At 64.4% G+C, this 20722-nt stretch carries 12 protein-coding genes and 4 tRNA genes; 9 read left to right on the top strand and 7 right to left on the bottom strand.

The features are described from left to right. Positions 1–95 precede the first annotated feature (95 nt). On the bottom strand, positions 96–2345 hold the full coding sequence (bglX, locus tag ACVWZT_RS02540; protein ID WP_457468014.1) for a beta-glucosidase BglX: 2250 nt from the start codon (positions 2343–2345) through the stop codon (positions 96–98). Positions 2346–2548: 203 nt separating this feature from the next. On the opposite strand from bglX, the gene ACVWZT_RS02535 reads away from it, so the two are divergent. Then, positions 2549–4426, top strand: a complete 1878-nt coding sequence (locus tag ACVWZT_RS02535; protein ID WP_457468012.1) for an MFS transporter — start codon at positions 2549–2551, stop codon at positions 4424–4426. A gap of 9 nt (positions 4427–4435) precedes the next feature. Here ACVWZT_RS02535 and sugE read toward each other — a convergent pair whose 3' ends face one another. The 3 genes from sugE to rdgC form a co-directional block, all read right to left on the bottom strand. Then, positions 4436–4753 carry a quaternary ammonium compound efflux SMR transporter SugE gene (sugE, locus tag ACVWZT_RS02530; RefSeq protein ID WP_085675375.1) on the bottom strand — a complete coding sequence of 106 codons (318 nt, stop codon included), beginning with the start codon at positions 4751–4753 and terminating at the stop codon, positions 4436–4438. Between the two features lie 227 nt (positions 4754–4980). Next, positions 4981–5946: a bile acid:sodium symporter family protein gene (locus ACVWZT_RS02525; RefSeq protein WP_457468010.1), complete on the bottom strand. Its 966-nt coding sequence runs from the start codon at positions 5944–5946 to the stop codon at positions 4981–4983. A gap of 183 nt (positions 5947–6129) precedes the next feature. After that, positions 6130–7050, bottom strand: coding sequence for a recombination-associated protein RdgC (rdgC, locus tag ACVWZT_RS02520; RefSeq protein WP_296233746.1), 921 nt, complete (start codon positions 7048–7050; stop codon positions 6130–6132). Positions 7051–7266: 216 nt separating this feature from the next. On the opposite strand from rdgC, the gene ACVWZT_RS02515 reads away from it, so the two are divergent. The 8 genes from ACVWZT_RS02515 to pcaQ all read left to right on the top strand — a co-directional run bounded on the left by ACVWZT_RS02515 (position 7267) and on the right by pcaQ (position 16761). Then, positions 7267–7342, top strand: a tRNA-Val gene (locus ACVWZT_RS02515). A gap of 13 nt (positions 7343–7355) precedes the next feature. Next, a tRNA-Asp gene (locus tag ACVWZT_RS02510) sits at positions 7356–7432 on the top strand. A gap of 169 nt (positions 7433–7601) precedes the next feature. Next, positions 7602–7677: transfer RNA gene (locus tag ACVWZT_RS02505), tRNA-Val, on the top strand. A gap of 13 nt (positions 7678–7690) precedes the next feature. Next, a tRNA-Asp gene (locus tag ACVWZT_RS02500) sits at positions 7691–7767 on the top strand. Between the two features lie 423 nt (positions 7768–8190). Next, positions 8191–12216 carry a molybdopterin-dependent oxidoreductase gene (locus ACVWZT_RS02495; RefSeq protein WP_457468008.1) on the top strand — a complete coding sequence of 1342 codons (4026 nt, stop codon included), beginning with the start codon at positions 8191–8193 and terminating at the stop codon, positions 12214–12216. Positions 12217–12519: 303 nt separating this feature from the next. Next, positions 12520–15072 carry a nitrite reductase large subunit NirB gene (nirB, locus tag ACVWZT_RS02490; RefSeq protein ID WP_457468006.1) on the top strand — a complete coding sequence of 851 codons (2553 nt, stop codon included), beginning with the start codon at positions 12520–12522 and terminating at the stop codon, positions 15070–15072. Next, a complete protein-coding gene (gene nirD / locus ACVWZT_RS02485) occupies positions 15072–15434 on the top strand; it encodes a nitrite reductase small subunit NirD (protein ID WP_296233749.1) in 363 nt (120 codons plus the stop codon). Before nirB ends, nirD begins: the two co-directional genes overlap by 1 nt. A gap of 394 nt (positions 15435–15828) precedes the next feature. Beyond that, positions 15829–16761, top strand: coding sequence for a pca operon transcription factor PcaQ (gene pcaQ, locus ACVWZT_RS02480; RefSeq protein WP_296233750.1), 933 nt, complete (start codon positions 15829–15831; stop codon positions 16759–16761). Here the strand turns inward: pcaQ and ACVWZT_RS02475 are convergent. Genes ACVWZT_RS02475 through ACVWZT_RS02465 form a run of 3 tightly spaced genes read right to left on the bottom strand, consistent with a single transcriptional unit; the run spans position 16752 to position 20700 of the window. After that, the gene (locus ACVWZT_RS02475; RefSeq protein ID WP_457468003.1) at positions 16752–18098 is read right to left on the bottom strand and encodes a TolC family outer membrane protein; all 1347 of its coding nucleotides are present in this window, start codon (positions 18096–18098) and stop codon (positions 16752–16754) included. The two genes, pcaQ and ACVWZT_RS02475, sit on opposite strands and share 10 nt — an antisense overlap. After that, positions 18068–19639: a DHA2 family efflux MFS transporter permease subunit gene (locus ACVWZT_RS02470; protein WP_296233752.1), complete on the bottom strand. Its 1572-nt coding sequence runs from the start codon at positions 19637–19639 to the stop codon at positions 18068–18070. Before ACVWZT_RS02470 ends, ACVWZT_RS02475 begins: the two co-directional genes overlap by 31 nt. After that, entirely contained in the window at positions 19636–20700 is a 1065-nt protein-coding gene (locus ACVWZT_RS02465) for an HlyD family secretion protein (RefSeq protein ID WP_457468001.1), read from the bottom strand. The genes ACVWZT_RS02470 and ACVWZT_RS02465 overlap by 4 nt, the downstream gene beginning before the upstream one ends. Positions 20701–20722: the final 22 nt, after the last annotated feature.

Genomic DNA, 20722 nt, shown 5'->3' with positions numbered 1-20722 from the left:
TTTGCCGGGCTCAAGCATATGCCAACAGTGGCCCGCTGCGCAGGCAATTCGCGGACGTGCCCGCGAAGGATGTCGGAACAGGCGATCGCTGAGTCTCAGGGCACCAATTCAAAGCTGGCTGTCTGTACTGTTTGCGAGTCCAGACCGACCATTACGTCGAATCTGCCGGGTTCGCTGACCCAGCGCAGGTTACGGTCGACGAAGCTGAGCGCGGAAGGGGGCAGATGAAGGTTTATCTCTCGCACCTGTCCAGGTGCCAGCCACAGTTTTTCGAAGCCCTTCAGTTCCTTCACCGGCCGGCTTATCGAGGCGCTCCGGTCACGGAGGTACAGTTGCACGACCGTTTCCCCTGCGCGCAAACCGTCGTTGCGGACAGTCACTTGCACCTGAAGGGCTTGTCCGGAGAGCAAGCGAGTGCTCGACAAGCGCGGCGAAGAAACGCTGAAGTGGGTGTAACTCAGGCCGTAGCCGAAGGGGTAGAGCGGCGTATCGTCGATGTCGTAATAGCGTGAGCGGTAGGCTGATGGCCTGGCCGGATCGAACGGCCTGCCTGTGTTGAGGTGGTTATAGTAAAGAGGGATCTGGCCCACGCTGCGTGGGAACGTGACAGGTAGTTTGCCTGAGGGGTTGTACTCGCCAAAGAGTACGTCGGCGATGGCGTTGCCACCTTCGCTGCCACTGAACCAGGTTTCCAGTACAGCATCGGCCCATTGGCTTTCCTCGTTGATGGTCAGTGGCCGGCCATTCATCAGCACCAATATCAGCGGTTTGCCGGTCGCCTTCAATGCTCGCAGCAGAGCCCGTTGCTGCCCAGGCAGGTTCAGGTCGGTTCTGCTGGCGCCCTCATGAGACATGCCGCGCGCCTCACCCAGTGCCGCCACCACCACATCGGCCTGACGAGCCGTGGCCACGGCCTCGGCAATCATGGTTTCAGCGGGACGTGAGTCGAAGCTGACCTGGTTGTCTGCAAGCAGGATGAAAGCCTGCGGGTCGTCACTGATGTTTGCCCCCTTTGCATACAGCAGGCGTGCGCCGGGGGACTGGGCACCTTGTAACCCTTGGCGCAGTGTCACGGCCTGCTCGGGTTGGCCATTGGCGTGCCAACTGCCTAGTATATCCACGGCATTGTCGGCGAGGGGGCCGATCAGGGCGATGGTTGCTTGCCGGCTCAAAGGGAGCACCTGGTGACTGTTCTTCAGCAGTACCAGCGAACGGCGTGCCATATCTCTGGCCTGGGCACGGTGCAGTGTTTGTTCGGCGTTGTCCGGGGTAGCCCGCAGACGGCGATAAGGGTCATCGAACAGGCCGAGTTCGTATTTGGTGGCCAGCACCTGGCGAACGGCGTTGTCGAGGTGTTGCTCAGGCACCTTTCCTTGCATGACCAGGTCCGGCAGGTCGTGGACGAAGTAGCGGTCGCTCATGCTCATCTGCGTGCCGGCCATGAGTGCAGCCTGTGCGGCTTGCCTGCCGTTTTCGGCCACACCATGGGCGATCAGTTCCTCGACGGCGCCATGGTCACTGATAACCAGGCCGTTGAACTGCCATTGCTGGCGTAGTATGTCCTGCAACAGCCAGGCGCTGGCGGTGGCTGGAACACCGTTCAGGGTGGTCAGCGTGGTCATCACCGCACCTGCCCCGGCATCCAGCGCTGCCTTGAACGGCGGAAGGTAGTCTTGTACAAGGCGCCGTTCACTGATGTCCGTGGTGTTGTAGTCCCGGCCGCCTTCCACCGCGCCGTAGCCGGCAAAGTGCTTGACGCAGGTCATCAGGCTATCCGCCGCGCCCAGGGCCGGCCCCTGCAGTGCAGGTATCACCGTCCTGGCGATACTTGTCACGAGGTAGGTGTCTTCGCCATAGCCTTCAGACATCCTGCCCCAGCGCGGATCGCGGCTGAGGTCCAGCACTGGGGCGAAGGTCATGTCCAGGCCGTCAGCGGTGGCTTCGCGTGCGGCGGAATGCGCACTCTTGGCAATCGCCTGCAAGTCCCAGCTGGCGGCCTGCCCCAGGTTGATGGGGAATATCGTTCGCCGGCCGTGCACCACATCCCCTGCAAAAAACAGTGGGATGTGCAGTCGGCTGCGCTGAACCGCGGCATCCTGCAGTTCACGCAATGCTGCCGGGTCTGCTTGCGCCGCTGTGAACATGGCACCGACTTGGCCATTGGCAATGCTGGTGAGCATGGCCTGCGGGGGCGGGCCTGCGTCTGCATACACCATACGTAACTGGCCGACCTTTTCGTGCAGGGTCATCTGCGTCAGCAGTTGATCGATAAAGCGGTCCTTGCCTGTCTGCGTGCCGCTGGCAGGGGCGTCGGCAGCCATCGCGCATGCAGCCAGTGCTGGCATGAGCCTCGTCATGACCCAATTCAGGCGGGCGAGCAGCGGTTCCATCCGATCGATTCGCGGCTGATAAAAGCCGACAATGGCGCCTGGACGCTGCAACGCGCTACTGGTAGTTCTGTCAGTTGACGTCGACGATGTGGCTTGGCATGGCCCGAGCGCATTCTAATAAGACAACTGCCATCCATGGCTGACCAGGACCAAGGACGATGAGTCATTCCTCGCAATTCACCTTGCTCGGCAAGCGGCGTTTCCTGCCGTTTTTCATCACCCAGTCGCTGGGTGCGTTCAACGACAACCTGTTCAAGCAGTCGCTGATCCTGGCGATCCTGTTCAAGCTCAGCCTGGGCGACGGTGACCGTTCGATCTGGGTCAACCTGTGCGCCTTGTTGTTCATCCTGCCGTTCTTCCTGTTCTCGGCGTTGGGCGGGCAGTTTGGCGAGAAGTTCGCCAAGGATGCGTTGATCCGGGCAATCAAGCTGGCCGAGATCGCGATCATGGCGGTCGGCGCGCTCGGCTTCGTCACCAACCACCTGGTGCTGATGCTGGTGGCGCTGTTCGGCATGGGCACGCATTCGGCGCTGTTCGGCCCGGTGAAGTACTCGATCCTGCCGCAGGCGCTACGCGAAGAAGAACTGGTCGGCGGCAACGGGCTGGTGGAGACCGGCACCTTCCTGGCCATCCTCGCTGGCACCATCGGCGCCGGAGTGATGATGTCGGCCGACAGCTATGCCACGGTGGTGGCCGGCGGCGTGGTCGGCACGGCGGTGCTGGGCTACCTGGCCAGCCGCTGGATTCCGCACGCCGCCGCCGCGTCGCCGCAAATGCCACTGGACTGGAACATCTTCAGGCAGTCCTGGGCGATCCTGCGCATGGGCCTGGGGCAGCCGCCGGCGGTGTCGCGTTCGATCGTCGGCAACTCGTGGTTCTGGTTCGTCGGGGCCATCTACCTCACGCAGATCCCGGCCTATGCCAAGGACTGGCTGCACGGTGACGGTACGGTGGTGACCTTGGTATTGACCCTGTTCTCGGTCGGTATCGCCCTGGGCTCGCTGCTGTGCGAGCGGCTGAGCGGGCGCAAGGTGGAAATCGGCCTGGTGCCGTTCGGCTCGTTCGGCCTGAGCCTGTTTGGCCTGCTGTGGTGGTGGCACTCCGGCGATGTGCCGGCTGCCGCCGCCGCGCACGACTGGCTGGCGCTGCTGGGCATGGGCCAGGCCTGGTGGATCCTGCTGTCGATCGTCGGCCTTGGCGTGTTCGGTGGCTTCTATATCGTGCCGCTGTATGCGCTGATCCAGGCCCGCACTGCCGAAGACCAGCGCGCCCGGGTGATCGCCGCCAACAATATTCTCAATGCCTTGTTCATGGTGGTATCGGCGCTGCTCACCATGGTTCTGCTGGGCCTGGCCAAGTTGACCATCCCGCAGCTGTTCCTGGTGGTATCGCTGCTCAATATCGTGGTGAACCTGTATATCTTCAGGATCGTGCCCGAGTTCACCATGCGCTTCCTGATCTGGCTGCTCAGCCATTCGATGTACCGCGTGCAGCACCGCGACCTCGAGCGCATTCCCGAGCAAGGCGCGGCATTGCTGGTGTGCAACCACGTGTCGTTCGTCGACGCGCTGCTGCTCGGTGGGGCGATCCGCCGGCCGATCCGTTTTGTCATGTATTACAAGATCTACAACCTGCCGGTGCTCAATTTCGTGTTCCGCACTGCGGGTGCGATTCCGATTGCCGGGCGCAATGAAGACCTGGCCACCTACGAGCGCGCTTTCACCCGGATTGCCGGGTACCTGGCTGATGGCGAACTGGTGTGCATCTTCCCGGAGGGCAAGCTGACCGGCGATGGTGAAATCGATGTGTTCAAGGGCGGCGTCAACCGCATCCTCGCGGAAACCCCGGTGCCGGTGATTCCGCTGGCCTTGCAGGGGCTGTGGGGCAGTTTCTTCAGCCGTGACCCGGCCAAAGGCTTTTTCAAGCGCCTGTGGTCACGGGTAACCATCGTGGCAGGCGCCGCCATCCCGGTAGAGGCCGCACAGCCGGAAGCGTTGCGCGAGCAGGTGAGCCGCCTGCGCGGCGACCTGCGCTAGGGAAAAACGTTAGCTGGCGCTGACCTTCAGGCCGACCAGGCCGGTAACGATCAGCGCCACGCTTACCAGGCGGACCAGAGCCATGGATTCGCCGAACAGGATGATGCCGGCGATTACCGTGCCAACGGCGCCGACCCCGGTCCAGATGGCGTAGGCGGTGCCCAGCGGCAGCTCTTTCATGGCCAGGCCCAGCAGGCCCAGGCTGATGGCCATGGCGGCGACGGTCAGTGCGGTGGGCAGCGGCTTGCTGAAGCCGTCGGTGTATTTCAGGCCGACGGCCCAACCGACCTCGAACAGGCCGGCGAAGAACAGGATGATCCAGGACATGGTGGGTCTCCATCGTTGCAAATGATGGGGCCGTCCCCGGAATGGTCACGCGCTGCGTCGTGAGGTCGTCCTCACCGTGGGCACCATGGTGCACATATGCGGCCCACTGGGCAAGCCTGTGCGGCCTCCGCGGGTAAACCCGCTCCCACAGCGATCTCCACAATTTTCAGACCTGTGCAGTACCTGCGGGAGCGGGTTTACCCGCGAAAGGGCCCGTACAGGCAACATCAATGCCTGGCCGGCTCCCCGCCTTCAGCTTCTGCCACCGGTTCCCCCAAGCGCCGGAACCAGGTCGACAGCAGCGCCCCGGAAATATTGTGCCAGACACTGAACAACGCACTGGGTACCGCCGCCAACGGCGAGAAATGCGCCGCTGCCAGCGCTGCGCCCAACCCTGAATTCTGCATGCCCACCTCCAGCGCCAGTGCCTTGCGTTGGGCCAGCGGCAGCTTGCACAGCTTGCCGGTCAGGTAGCCGAGGAGATAGCCGAAGCTGTTGTGCAGCATGACCACTGCCATGATCAGCAGCCCTGACTCGGCGATTTTCGCCTGGCTGGCCGCCACCACTGCGCAGACGATCATCACGATGCTGACCACCGACACCAGCGGCAGCACCTGCACTGCCGCCTGCACCTTGTTGCCGAGCAGGCGCTGGGCCAGCACGCCGAGCACGATCGGCAGCATCACCAGTTGCAGGATCGACCAGAACATGTCCATGAAGGACACCGGCAACCAGGCCGATGCGAGGAGCCAGATCAGCGCCGGGGTCAGCAGCGGGGCGAGCAGCGTGGTCAAGGCGGCGATTGCCACCGCCAGCGCCAGGTCACCCCGTGACAGCCAGACCATCACGTTCGACGCCGTGCCACTCGGGCAGCAGCCGACCAGGATCACGCCCACGGCGATTTCCGCTGGCAGCTGGAACAACTGGCACAGCAGCCAGGCCATCCCCGGCATGATCACGAAGTGCGCGACCACGCCCAGCATCACCCGCCACGGCTGGCGGGCGAGGGCGGCGAAGTCGTCAAGCTTGAGGGTAAGGCCCATGCCGAACATCACCAGGCCCAGCAGGGGCAGGATGGCTACCTTCAGGGCGATGAACCATTGCGGTTGCAGGAAAGCCAGCACGGCAAACACCAGCACCCACAGGGCGAAGGTGTTGCCGACGAAGCGGCTGAGGGCGGCGATGGCAGGCATGGGGCAAGTCCTTTTCCAGTAATTGTCCTGGCACTTTCATGGGCCCGATCGCCGGCAAGCCAGTGCCCGCAGATACGGCACACACTTCAGAACCTGTGACGTAGCGGTGGGCGCTGGCTTGCCAGCGATCGGGCCGGTGCTGTCTGGAGGTTTCCTCATCCCAGCACCGGCGTTTCAAACCAGTCAGACCCCTTGCGGGATCTCTTCGCCACCCAGCGCCTCGAACAGCGCCGGCAGGAACTCGGCAAAGGTCATCATCATCAGCTGGAAGCTGGCGTCGAACTGTTGCGCAGCTTCATCGCCGCCATCCTGTTCAGCCTGCTCCTGCAGCAACTCCTCGAACTTGACCCGCTTGATCACCATCTTGTCGTCCAGCACGAACGACAGCTTGTCCTGCCAGGCCAGGGCCAGCTGGGTGACCACCTTGCCGGTGCTCAGGTGCAGCTGGATTTCTTCGCTGGTCAGGTCCTGGCGCTTGCAGCGCACGATGCCGCCGTCTTCAGCGGTGTCGCGCAGTTCGCATTCGTCCAGCACGTAGAAGCCTTCGGCGGCCTGCTGCGACTTGACCCAGTCGGTCATGGTGGCGGCTGGTGCGATCTTCACCGTCGCCGGGCGCACCGGCAGCGAGCCCATCACTTCACGCAGGGTGGAAAGCAGGTCTTCGGCACGCTTGGCGCTGGCCGAGTTGACCAGGATCACCCCCAGGCGCGGGGCGATGGCGGCGAAGATCATCGAGCGGCGGATGAACGCGCGCGGCAGGAAAGCCTGGATGATTTCGTCCTTGATCTGGTCGCGTTCCTTTTTATAGACCTTGCGCATCTGCTCGGTCTCGATCTCTTCGACCTTTTCCTTGACCGCGTCGTTGACCACGCTGCTGGGCAGGATGCGTTCTTCCTTGCGCGCAGCAATCAGCAGGTACTCGCCGCTGACATGCACCAGGGGAGCGTCTTCGCCCTTGCCGAATGGCGCGACGAAACCATAGGTGGTCAGCTCCTGGCTGGCGCAGGGGCGGGCCGGCTTGCTGGCCAGGGCCGCTTCCAGCGCTTCAGGCTCGAACGGGACTTCCTGGGTCAGGCGGTAGGTCAGCAGGTTCTTGAACCACATGAGGGGCAATCTCTCCTTAATGCATAAGGCGGGCATTATTCTCCGAGCGGTGCTCCGAGGCCAACCCTGTCAGAGGGCCAGCAGCCATCTGGATGCCGGGAAAATGCCCGGCAGCGCTAGGTCTTTGAAAGATCTGGAATTTTTTTTGAAAAAAGTCGAAAAAACGCTTGCCAGGGTAGCGGGGCGTCCGTAGAATGCGCGCCACACCGAGACGAAGGGTGATTAGCTCAGCCGGGAGAGCATCTGCCTTACAAGCAGAGGGTCGGCGGTTCGATCCCGTCATCACCCACCACTCGATGTTTAGCGCAGCGGTAGTTCAGTCGGTTAGAATACCGGCCTGTCACGCCGGGGGTCGCGGGTTCGAGTCCCGTCCGCTGCGCCATATTTCGCTTCCAGGGCCCACTGAACACCCGGAAGCAACAGAGAAAGCGACCTTAGGGTCGCTTTTTTTGTGTCTGCTTTTTGGTGTTTCTCGAAATTTGCAAAAACTTCGAGAAATGCTTGCCAGCTCGCGAAGTCGTCCGTAGAATGCGCGCCACACCGAGACACATGGGTGATTAGCTCAGCCGGGAGAGCATCTGCCTTACAAGCAGAGGGTCGGCGGTTCGATCCCGTCATCACCCACCACTCGATGTTTAGCGCAGCGGTAGTTCAGTCGGTTAGAATACCGGCCTGTCACGCCGGGGGTCGCGGGTTCGAGTCCCGTCCGCTGCGCCATATTCCACTTCCAGGGCCTACTGAACACCCGGAAGTCACAGAGAAAGCGACCTTAGGGTCGCTTTTTTTGTTTCTGCTGTTGAACCAGCCCATCGCTGATGTTGCCATGCCGGTCAGTGCCCCAGCCTGGCGCCAGGGCGGGCAGGGATGCCGTTGCATGGTGCATGCCCGTCCTGGCCCTTTCGCCGGAAAGCCGTGCCTAAGGGGGCCCACGTCAGGATGGCAGGCTGTGCAGTAGCTGCGGACGCGGGCTTGTCCGCCAACGGGTCGGCACGGCTGGCCCGCAAATTGCTGATAAACGCCTGTCCAGGGCTGTCAACGTCGACCGCCCGCAAACCTTCACGACAAAGGCGCCGTGTTGCCCCGCTTGCCAAGCAAGCCGGGCAGCCGGCGCCTTTTTGCGTTTTCACAGGAGCCCGCCCCATGGCCAACAGCGAAGTACGCAGCGTCTGCCCCTATTGCGGCGTTGGGTGCGGCATCGTCATGAGCGTTGTCGATGGCAAGGTCGGCAAGATCAGTGGCGACAAGCAGCACCCTAGCAACTTCGGTCGCCTGTGCACCAAAGGCCTTACCGCACACCTGCCGCTGGGCGCCGCCGGGCGCATGGCAGACGCCTATGTCCGCCAGCGGCGCAACCAGCAGCCGGCGCGCACCAATATCGACCAGGCCATTGCCGAGGCTGCCGCACGCCTGCGCGGCATCATCGACCAGCACGGCCCTGACGCCGTGGCACTGTACGTGTCCGGGCAGATGTCGCTGGAAGCCCAGTACCTGGCCAACAAGTTGGCCAAAGGTTTCATTCGCACCCGTCACATTGAGTCCAACTCGCGTCTGTGCATGGCCAGTGCTGGCAACGGCTACAAGCTGTCGCTCGGCGCCGATGGCCCGCCCGGCAGCTACCAGGACTTTGACCATGCTGATGTGTTCCTGGTGATCGGGGCGAACATGGCCGATTGCCACCCTATCCTGTTCCTGCGCCTGCTCGACCGGGTCAAGGCCGGCGCCAAGCTTATCGTCGTCGACCCGCGGCGCAGTGCCACCGCCGACAAGGCCGACCTGTTCCTGCAGGTACGCCCTGGCACTGACATGGCCTTGCTCAACGGGCTGCTGCACCTGCTGCAGCGCAACGGCCATACCGACCCCGATTTCATCGCCCGCCATACCGAAGGCTGGGATGAACTGGCCGGCTTTCTCGACGACTACCCCCCGCAACGCGTGGCCGCGATCACCGGCCTGGCTGAGGCCGACCTCATCAAGGCCGCCGAATGGATCGGCACCGCCAACAACTGGATGAGTTGCTGGACCATGGGCCTGAACCAGAGCATTCACGGCACCTGGCACAGCAATGCCCTCTGCAACCTGCACCTGGCCACCGGTGCCATTTGCCGCCCCGGTAGCGGGCCGTTTTCGCTGACCGGCCAGCCCAATGCCATGGGCGGCCGCGAGATGGGCTACATGGGGGCCGGTCTGCCGGGCCAGCGCTCGGCGCTGGTGGCGGCGGACCGCGCCTTCGTCGAGCGGCAGTGGAGTTTGCCGCCTGACAGCCTGCGGGCGGAAGAAGGCGAGGGCACCATCGCCCTGTACCAGCAGATGAAAGCGGGTGAAGTCAAAGCCTGCTGGATCATCTGCAGCAACCCGGTGGCCAGCGTTGCCAATCGCCAGCAAGTGATTGATGGCTTGCGTCAGGCCGAGCTGGTGATTGCTCAGGATGCCTTCCTCGACACTGAAACCAACCGCTACGCCGACATTCTTCTGCCAGCCGCGCTGTGGGCCGAAGGCGAGGGCGTGATGATCAACAGCGAGCGCAACCTGACCCTGATGCCGCGCGCTGTGGCGCCGCCCGGGCAGAGCCTGCCGGATTGGCAGATCATTGCCCGGGTTGCCTGCGCGATGGGCTACGCCGATGCCTTCGACTACCCTGATGCCGAAGCGGTATACGAAGAGATCCGCCGCTTTCACAACCCCGCAACCGGCTACGACCTGCGTGGCATCGGTTATGCCGAGCTGCGCGAGCAACCGCGCCAGTGGCCCTGCGCGCCCGGTCGCGACGACCCGCGCAGCCCGTTACGCTACCGCAACGATGGCAGCAGCCAGGCGCTGCTGCACGATGCCTGCGGTGAACGCCCGGCACTGGCCTTTGCCACCAGCAACGGCAAGGCGCGCTTCTTCGCCCGCCCCTGGCTGCCGGCGGCGGAGTTGCCCGATGCTGATTACCCCATGGTGCTGAATACCGGCCGTGTGCAACATCAGTGGCACACCCTGACCAAAACCGGCAAGGTGCCGGCGCTGAACAAGCTGGAGCCTGGCCCTTTTGTCGAGCTCCACCGCGAAGATGCCGCACGGCTGGGTATCGCGGAAAAGGACCAGGTGGCCATCCGCTCGCGCCGGGGGCAAGCCGTGTTGCCCGCGCGTATCAGCGACCGGGTGATGCCGGGCAACTGCTTTGCCCCGTTCCACTGGAACGACCTGGTTGGCGATCAGCTGGCGATCAATGCGGTCACCTGCGATGCGGTCGATCCACTGTCGTTGCAGCCAGCGTTCAAGCACTGCGCCGTGGCCCTTGAGCGGGTTGCCGGTGAACGCATCGAAGCCTCAGAACTGAGCGCTGCCGTTGCGCAGCCAGCCCGCAGGCCGACCGCTGTGCTATCACAGGTGCTTGGTCTGGACGCGCTGCCAGTTCCGGCGCTGGCCGAGCAAGAGCGCCACTACTTGCAAGGGTTCCTGCTGGGCCTGGACCAGGTCCACGCCGAAGGCGTGCGCTGCCTGCCGGCCAATGCACCGCTGGCCAGCAATAGTCGGCTGTTCGTCGATGGCTTGCTGGCCGGGCTGTTCGCCCAGCCTGCGCCAGTGCAGCAAGCCGCGCCGGCAGCCCCACGTCACCAGGTACTCTGGGCCTCGCAGACCGGCAACGGCGAGCGGCTGGCCGAGCGCTGTGCCGCATATTTGCGCAGTGCCGGTCTCGTTGTGCAGCTCAACTGCATGGATGCGGTCAGCCCGCATCAGCTGCAGGGCGCGGCCAGCGTCGTGCTGATTGCCAGTACGTTCGGTGATGGCGATGCGCCGGATAGCGCAACGGCGTTCTGGCGTGCCTTGCAAGGCGAGGAGGGCGCCCGTTGTGCCGAGCTGCCCTACGCCGTGCTGGCCCTGGGCGATTCCAGTTACCAGCAATTCTGCGGTTTCGGTCGCAAGCTCGACCAGCGCCTGGCCGAGCTGGGTTGGCGACGCCTGCTGCAACGGGTCGATTGCGAGCCGGATTTCGACGATGCCTTCGCTGCCTGGCTCGATGCGCTGCTGCCAACCCTGGGCAGTGTGGCTGCACCGCAGCCGCGCAGCGCAACCGCACCGGCGGCGGCCTGCAGCAAGCAGCAACCCTGGGCCGCCACCGTCCTGGAGAACCGCCTGCTCAACGGCGCAGGCGCCGCCAAGGAAACCCGTCAGTTGGTCTTCGACCTGAGCGGTAGCGGCTTGAGCTATGCCCCAGGTGATGCATTGGGGGTATGGCCGCGCAACTGCCCGGCGCTGGTCGATGAACTGCTGGCGCTGATGCAGCTCGATGGCCAGACCATCATCGAGCTGAAAAACCAGCCTCCCATGCCGTTGGTAGAAGCCTTGCAAGCGCACCTGGAGATTGCCAAGGTCACCCCGCAACAGTTGCAGGCTTTTGCCGGCAATGCCCCGGACCTGCAGCGGCTGCTGCAGCCGGAGTGCAAGGCCGAGCTGCAGGACTGGCTGTGGGGCCGGCAACTGGTCGATGTGTTGCACGCGTTCCCGCAGCAACTGCCGCTGGCCAGCTGGCTCGAACTGCTCAAACCGCTGCAGCCGCGGTTGTATTCGATCAGTTCCAGCCCCCTGGCGCACCCTGGACAAGTGCACCTGACCGTTTCCACGGTGCGCTATGGCTCACGCAAAGGCGTGTGCTCAAGCTTCCTTGCCGACCGCGCGCAGTCACTGAAGGTGGCGATCTTCCCGCAGGTGTCGCAGCACTTCCGGCTGCCCGAGGACGACAGTGTGCCGCTGATCATGGTCGGCCCCGGCACCGGCATTGCGCCGTTCCGGGCCTTCCTCGAGGAACGAGAGGTGCGTGGAGCCAAAGGCGCCAACTGGCTGTTCTTCGGTGAACAGTTCGCGGCAACCGATTTCTATTACCGGGAGCAATTGCTGGCCTGGCAAGCCACAGGGCACTTGCGCCTGGACACGGCCTTCTCGCGGGACCAGGCGCAGAAAATCTATGTGCAGCAGCGCATGCTGGAGCGCGGCGCGGAGCTCTGGCAGTGGCTGCAGGCGGGGGCTTACTTCTATGTGTGTGGTGATGCGCAGCGCATGGCCAAGGATGTGGAGGCGGCGTTGCGGGTGATCGTGGCCGAGCATGGGGGCATGGATGCGGCGGCAGCTGCGGCTTATGTCGAGGCGCTGGGCAAGGCCAAGCGGTATCGGCGGGATGTGTATTGAATGCGCCAAGATGGGGAGTGATGCACTTGGAGTGTGCATTTACTACGCTGGCCCCATCGCTGGCAAGCCAGCTCCCACAACTAGTTCGCCAGCTTGTGGATCTGTGATGGCCCTTGTGGGTGCTGGCTTTCCGGCGATAGGGCCAGTTCTGGAAACAGCTTTGGCACAGTCCCTGCTTTAACCTGGTTACAACAATGCCCACCGATCAACGGCGATCAACCGGGCCCCCTACCGTGATGAATACAGGCAAAGGCGCCTGGAGCTTCGGCTCCAGGCGCCTTTTTTTTGATCGAGGATCGGCTTATGAAGGCAACAGCGAGCAGCGGGCAACGAGAGCGACTGATCATCGTCGGCAACGGCATGGTCGGCCATCACTGTGTAGAACAACTGGTCAGCCGCGGCGCCCTGCAGCGCTTCGAGCTGCACGTGTTCGGCGAAGAGCGGCAACGCGCCTACGACCGTGTGCACCTGTCCGAGTACTTCGGCGGCAGCTGCGCCGAAACCCTGGCCCTGTGCGGGCAGGACTTCTACAGCGCCAGCGGGGTACACCTGCACCTCGGTGAGGCGGTGCTGGAGATCGACCGGGAGCGCGGCGAAGTGGTCACTGCCGAGGGCCGCTACGGCTATGACCAGTTGGTGCTGGCCACCGGCTCGTACCCCTTCGTACCGCCGATCGAAGGCTCCAGCGGTAATGCCCGTTTGGTCTACCGCACCCTCGATGACCTCGACGCCATTCGCGCTGCCGCCGCCAGTGCCCGCCGTGGCGTGGTGGTGGGCGGTGGCCTGCTCGGCCTGGAAGCGGCCAACGCCCTCAAGTCGCTGGGCCTGGAAGCCCACGTGGTGGAGTTCGCCCCACGGTTGATGCCGGTGCAACTGGACGGCGAGGGCGGTGCCGCGCTCAAGGCCCAGATCGAAGCCCTCGGGGTGGGCGTGCACCTGTCGCGCGCCACCCAGTCGATCAGTGCCGGTGAAGATTACCGCTACCGCATGAAATTCGAGGGCGGCGAGCACCTGGAAACCGACCTGATTGTGTTTTCTGCCGGTATCCGCCCGCAGGATGCCCTGGGCCGAGCCTGCGGCCTGGAAATCGCGGTGCGTGGCGGGGTGGCGATCGATAACCACTGCCGCAGCAGCGACCCACGCATCTTTGCCATCGGTGAGTGCGCCTCCTGGAATGGCAGCGTCTTTGGCCTGGTCGCCCCGGGCTACAGCATGGCACGCAACCTGGCCGCGTTGCTGGTGGGGGACGCCGCTGGCGAATTCACTGGTGCCGACATGTCGACCAAGCTCAAGCTGCTGGGCGTGGATGTCGGCTCGATCGGCGATGCCCACGGCGCCACGCCAGGCTCGCGCAGCTACCGCTTCATCGATGAAGCCAACAGCGCCTACCGCCGGCTGGTTGTGGACGCCAGCGGCAAGCGCGTGCTCGGCGCGGTGCTGGTTGGCGACAACAGCTATTACGATACCCTGTTGCAATACGCCCAGAACGGCATCGCCCTGCCGGCCGACCCGGCGACGCTGATCCTGCCGCAAGGTGGCGCAGCACCAGCCCTGGGCGCCGATGCGCTACCCGATAGCGCCACCCTCTGCTCCTGCCACAACGTCAGCAAGGGCGCGGTCTGTGCTGCCATCGACAGCGGCTGTGGCGACCTTGCCGCGGTCAAGGGCTGCACCAAGGCCGCGACTGGCTGTGGTGGTTGTGCGGCCCTGCTCAAGCAGGTAGTCGAGCATGAGCTGGGCGCCCGTGGCGTGGCCGTGGACAAAAGCCTGTGCGAGCACTTTGCTTACACCCGCCAGGAGCTGTACGGGCTGGTGCGGGTGGAGGGGATCCGCACGTTCAGCGAGCTCCTCGAGCGCCATGGCCAAGGGCAGCTTGGCTGCGACATCTGCAAGCCCGCAGTGGGCAACATCCTCGCCTCGTGCTGGAACCAGCCGATCATGGACCCGGCGTTGGTGCCGCTGCAGGACACCAACGACACCTTCATGGCCAACATGCAGAAGAACGGCACCTATTCGGTGGTGCCACGCATCCCCGGCGGTGAAATCACCCCCGACAAGCTCATCGTGATCGGCCAGGTGGCGAAGAAGTACGACTTGTACACCAAGATCACCGGTGGCCAGCGTATCGACCTGTTTGGCGCCCAATTGCACGAACTGCCGTTGATCTGGGGCGAGCTGATCGAGGCCGGGTTCGAGACCGGCCACGCCTATGGCAAGTCGACCCGCACGGTGAAGTCGTGCGTGGGCAGCACCTGGTGCCGCTACGGGGTGCAGGACAGCGTCGGCATGGCCCTGCGCCTGGAAGACCGCTACAAGGGCCTGCGCAGCCCGCACAAGCTCAAGTTCGCAGTGTCCGGCTGCACCCGTGAATGCGCCGAGGCGCAAAGCAAGGACATCGGCGTGATCGCCACCGACAAGGGCTGGAACCTTTACGTGTGCGGCAACGGCGGCATGCGCCCGCGGCACGCCGAACTGTTTGCCACCGACCTCGACGACCAGACCCTGGTGCGGCTGATCGACCGGGTGCTGATGTTCTACATCCGCACCGCCGACAAGCTGCAGCGCACCTCGGTGTGGCGCGAGAACCTGGAGGGCGGGTTGGACTACCTGAAGCAGGTGGTCATCGATGACAGCCTGGGCCTGGCCGGCGAACTGGAAGCGCAGATGCAGCATGTGGTCGACCAGTATGAATGCGAGTGGGCCAACGCCCTGAACGACCCCGAAAAACTCAAGCGCTTCCGTACCTTCGTCAACGACCGCCGCGCTGACCCGGACGTACACTTCGTGCGCGAACGCGAACAACGCCGGCCTGCGGCGGCGCTGCACCTGATTCCGACCGTCGAGGAGGCTGTGTGATGAATACGTCCAATGCTGCTGTGAAAGCCCAAGTGAACTGGCAAACGGTGTGCCAGGCCGACGACCTGGTAGCCGATTCCGGGGTGGTGGTATGGCTCGATGGCGCCCAGGTGGCTTTATTCTACCTGCCGGCGCAGGCACAACCGCTGTACGCGGTGGACAACCGCGACCCGCGTTCCGGGGCCAATGTCATTGGTCGGGGGCTGGTGGGCACGGTGAAGGGCGAGCTGGTGGTGGCGGCGCCGTTGTACAAGCAGCACTTCAGCCTGCACAGTGGTGAGTGCCTGGAAGACGCCGGGCAGCGCTTGCGGGTATGGCCGGTACGCATGAATGGCGAGGCGGTGGAACTGGCGCTGGCCTGATCGTCGATTGCACGCAACATCGGCTTCTTCGCGGCCAGCATGTCCGCGAAAGGGCCGGAACAGCCCGAACATCCCAGTTGGGCTATTGAGGCTTCGGGGATACGGCGATCAGGCACGGGGCTGCGTAGCCGGCCTGGCGCTGTTCGTTGCGTCCGCTTACCAGCATGCGCAGTTTCCCGGGGTCGATCGCCAAGCTGCCCGTGTCGGTGGGCAGTCGGCCGGGCGCCTGCAATTCCCGCGAGGCAGACGATGGGGGCGGGCTTGCTTGCGAGTGATGTTCATCAGGGTATGGTGCCTTGAGTGGTATCCGAACCGCAGCAAAGCCATTGAGCGGCGTGCTGCTGGCCTCAGCAACTGGCAGAAATGCCAGTTGCGTTGGGGTAAGCTTCAGGCCATGAACCTCGACACCCGCATCAAGTACCGCCACCTCCTGTGCTTCCTGGAGATTGCCCGACAGGGCAGCCTGGCCAGGGCTGCCGACGTGCTCGCGATCAGCCAGCCGGCCATCTCCAAGACCCTCAAGGAACTCGAAAACCTGCTGCAAACGCGGCTGTTCGCACGCAGCCGCCAGGGCGTTGAACTGACCGCGGACGGCACGCGCTTCATGCGTTATGCCGGGCCCAGTGTGCAAGCCCTGCGCGATGGCGTCAGCAGCCTGCGTGGCGAAGCACGGGCTGCTGCGCAGGTAAGCATTGGCGTGTTGTCCACGGTCGAAGGCCTGCTCATGCCCGAGGTGTTGTGTCGCCTGCACCAGCGCCACGACGCGCTGGTAATCAATGTGGTTACCGGGGTCAGTGCGCAGTTGCTCGGCCAACTGCGCCTGGGCGAGCTGGAGCTGGTGGTCGGGCGCATGACCGACAGCCCACAGATCCAGGGGCTGTCGTTCGAACACTTGTACAGCGAGTCGATGAGCCTGGTGGTACGCCCGGGCCACCCGCTGCTGGCCAGCGCGCCGGTTGAACGGACCCAGGTCGGGCGTTACCCGCTGGTGTTGCCGCCGGCCGGTACCACCATTCGCCAGCATGCCGACAGCCTGTTCGTGCAATGCGGCATCCAGCTGCCGGCACAGCGCCTGGAAACTCTGTCCCTGGCCTTGAGTCGGCGCTACCTGCTGGGCAGCGATGCGCTGTGGGTGGCGCCGCGCGATGCGGTACTGCTCGACCTGCGGCGTGGCGAGCTGGCCGAACTGGACCTGGGCGTGTGCGAGCGGGGCGGCTCGGTAGGCATCTGCCGCAACGCGGCCTTGCCACAGAGCCTTGCCGGGCAGTGGGTGTGCGAGGTGCTGCGCGAAGTGGCAGGGCAGTACCGCGACGGCGCCTACCCCTGAAGCGGTGCGGTCAGCAGGGCGTTGATGGCCTTGAGGCTGTCATCGCTGAGGCTGCCGCTGGCTGCCATCAGGCGCAACTGCGCCTGCACGATGGCGTAGCGCTGACGGGCCAGTTGCAGGCGGGTGCGGGTCAGCTGCTGCTCGGCATCCAGCACATCGTTGCTGATCCGCGCACCGGCCTCGAAGGCATGCGTGGTGATCTTCAGGTCACTCTGGCTGGAGCGCAAGGCCTGCTGCAGGGCCTGGTACTGGCTGATCCCGCCCGTCAGGTTGAGGTAGGCCTGGCGGGCCATGAAATCCGCCTCGCGCCGGGCATCTTCCAGCTCATTCTCGGCGGCGCCCTGCAGCGCGCGGGCTTCGCGGGCAAGGGCCTGGGTACCGCCACCGGCATACAGCGGCACGCTGAGTTGCACGCCAACCACCGTCTGGGTGTACTTCTCTTCCGGCACGGTAACGTCGTACAGGCTGCCACCGACCGAGGCAAAACGGCCATGCGCGGCCACCAGGTCGAGGGTTGGCAGGTGCCCGGCCTGTTGCTTGTCCACTTCCTGCTCGGCGATCAGCTGGCGCACTTCGGCGGCCTGCACCTTCAGGTTGTGCTGGCGTGCCTGTTCGGTCCAGGCATCCAGGCGGGCCGGCTGCGGGCCGCCGAACGCCACGTGGTCGTCAAGCCTGGCCAGTTCGCCCGGCGTGCTGCCGGTCAGTCGGGCCAACGCCTGCTGGTTCAGGCGCAAGGCATTGCCGGCGGCGATCTGCTCGGCCTGCGCCAGGTCGTATCGCGCCTGGATGCGCTGCACCTCGTTATCGGTACCGGAGCCCTCGCGCCGGAAGCGCTGCGCCTTGTCCAGTTGCTGGGCCAGGGTACGCACCTGCTGGCGGCTGGTGGCCAACTGGTCCTCGGCCAGCAGCAGCTCGAAGTAGGCGTCGGCCACGCGCAGCATCAGGTCCTGGCGTGCAGCGAGCAACTCTATTTCGCCCGCCGTTGCCAGGGCCTTGCCCTGTTCATGGCCGATCACGTTCTGCCAGCGCAGCAGCGGCTGGACCAGTACCAGCGCGTAGGCATTGGAATTGTCGCGGTCGCGACTGGCCGCCCCGCTGTGTTCGCGGTCGACCCAGGCTGCGCCGCTTTCCAGGGACAGCTGCGGCAACAGTCTGGCCAGCCCTTGCGGAGCCTTCTGTGCAGCCGCCAGCTGGCGTTGCTGGGCTGCGGCATAGGCCATGTCGTGCCCCAGGGCCTGCTGGTAGCTCTGGTACAGGTCGCGGGCGTGGACTGGGCTGGCGCCGACCAGGGAGAAGGCCAGCACGACTAGGCAGGTTCGTGTGCTTTGTCCGAACACGTCACGGACTCCTTTGCAGGTGAGGGCTTGGGTTGGCGGGGGTTGCGCATCAGCAGCACCATTGGCACGCCGATCAGCATCACGGCGCCGAGCAGACCGAAGAGCATGCTGAAGCCGAGCATCTGCGCCTGCTCCCGGGCCTGGAGAAAAGCCAGCACGGCATTGGCCTGGTCGGCACCCAGCAAGTCGGTGGAGAGCCGCCGCGGGTCGAGGTTGGCCAGGTCCCAGCCGCTGGCGAGCAGAGTGTTTTCGTCGACGTGCTCGGAAAGCTGCCGGTAGCGTGCCCAGGAAAACCGTGTCAACAGCGTGGCGGCGATGGCGATGCCAACACTGCCGCCTAGCTGGCGCATCAGGTTGAGCACGCCGGAGCCCACCGAAATCAGCTGCGCCGGCAGTTGGCGCATGGCCAGGTTGGTCAGCGGCACGAAGATCATGCCCAGGCCAAAACCACGGATGATCAGCGGCCAGTACAAGGTGTCGGGGTTGCTTTGCAGGGTGAACTGAGTGTGCAGGTACATGGCGTAGCCGTAGACCAGGATGCCCACGCAAATGAAGTAGCGCTCATCGATGCGGTTCTCTTGCGACAGCTTGCCGATCACCAGGGTGCTGACCGCGCTGGCCAGCGCCCCGGGGAAGATCACCAGGCCACTTTGGTAGGCGCTTTGTTCCAGCAGCGTCTGCAGTAGCAAGGGCACCATGAACAGCGTGCTGTACAGGCCGAAGCCGACGCAGAAGGCGCAGACCGAACCCAGCAGGAACTCGCGGTTGTTGAACAACGCCAGGTTGACGATCGGGTTGGCTACCCGCCGCTCCCAGTAGCAGAACCCCAGCAGGCCGAGCAGCGCCAGGGCCAGGCACAGCAGGCTCAGGTTGGACTCCAGCCAGTCCCAGTGCTCGCCACGCTCCAGCAGGATCTGCAGGCTGCCGACACCGACGGCAAGCAGGACAAAGCCCAGGTAGTCGATGCTTTGTGGGCGCCGTTCGTTGGGCGAGTCGCCCACGCACAGCCAGGCCAGCAGCAGCGCCAGCGCACCGATCGGCAGGTTGATCAGAAAGATCCAGTGCCAGGAGAACTCGTCAATCAGGTAGCCGCCCACTGACGGGCCGAGGGTCGGCCCCATCATCACCCCGACGCCGTACAAGGCCAGGCCGGCACTGACCTTTTCCTTGGGGAACACGTCGTAGATGATCGCCTGCGAGATGCCCAGCAGGCCGCCGCCGGCCAGGCCCTGCACCACGCGCCACAGCACCATCTGCCACAGCTCCTGCGACACTGCGCAACCCAGCGACGCCAGCACGAACAGTGCCGATGACACCAGATAGTAGCGGCGCCGGCCAAACCAGGCCGACAGCCAGCCGCTGGCCGGGAGTATCACCACGTTGGCGACGATGTAGCCGGTCGAGACCCAGGAAATTTCGTCCACCGAAGCGCCAAAACTACCCATCAGGCTTGGAATGGCGACGTTGACGATGGTCACGTCGAGCAGCTCCATCATCGAGATCAGGGTGACCGTCACGGCCACCAGCCAGGGCGATTTCATAGTGTCTGGCCGTTATCGCGGGTATCGACCTCGACGAACACGCTCATGCCTTGGCTGAGCGCCTGCTGCATGGCGGTGGGCAACTGGCGGAACTCGATGCGCGCCTGGATACGCTGCACCACCTTGGTGAAGTTGCCGGTGGCGTTTTCCTGTGGCAGTAGCGAGAAGCGCGCGCCGGTGGCCGGTACCAGGCTGTGCACCACCCCTTCGAACTGCTGCCCGGGGAAGGCGTCGACGCTGATGCGTGCCGGTTGGCCCACTCGGATGCGGGCGATCTGGGTTTCCTTGAAGTTGGCCACTACCCACATGTGCTCGGTGCTGACCAGGCTCAGCAGCTTCTGCCCGGCCACGACGAACTGCCCGGGCTGTACGTCCTTGTGCACGATGACCCCGGCCCGCGGTGAAGCCTGGCGGGTATCCTGCAGTTCGATGCGGGCCAAGGCCAACGCCGATTCGGCGGCCTTGATCCGGTACTCTTCCACTTTCAGGGCAGCCTTGTTGGCCAAGGCGCCTTCGCGGGCCGCGGTGGAGTTGTCGCGGGCTGCCTGCAACTGGTGGTTCAGGGCATTGAAGCGGGCCCGTGCAGCTTCCAGGTCCTGGGTGCTGACCACGCCTTGCTCGGCCAGGCGTTGGCTGCGCTGGTAGTCACTGCGCGCCTGCTCGACATTGGCCACCAGCTGACCGATGGTGGCCTGCGCCGCCTGGCTGCGTGCTGCGGCGCTGCGCACCTGGCTGTCGATCAGGCCGGGCATGCCGCCCTGGCCGGTAGCCACCAGGGCGCCGAGGTAATTGGCCTGGGCTTGCTCGACCCGCTGCAGGTATTCGTCCTCGCGCACCTGAAACAGCAGGTCACCCTTGTTCACCCGGGTGTTCTCGTGGACTGGCACCTGCACCACCACGCCACTCAAGCGGGCCCGGATGGGAATGATCACGCCTTCCACTTCGGCGTTGTCGGTGCTGACGTACTGCCTTGCGTATTGCCAGCGTTGCAGCCCCAGCACTGCCAGGCCAGTGATGACCAGCGCCGATACTGCCAACTTGGCGTACTTGCCTTTCACCATGTCACACGCTCTCGTCCTTGTG

Source organism: Pseudomonas sp. TE21394, assembly GCF_054057835.1.
This window is presented reverse-complemented; position numbering and strand designations above follow the sequence as displayed.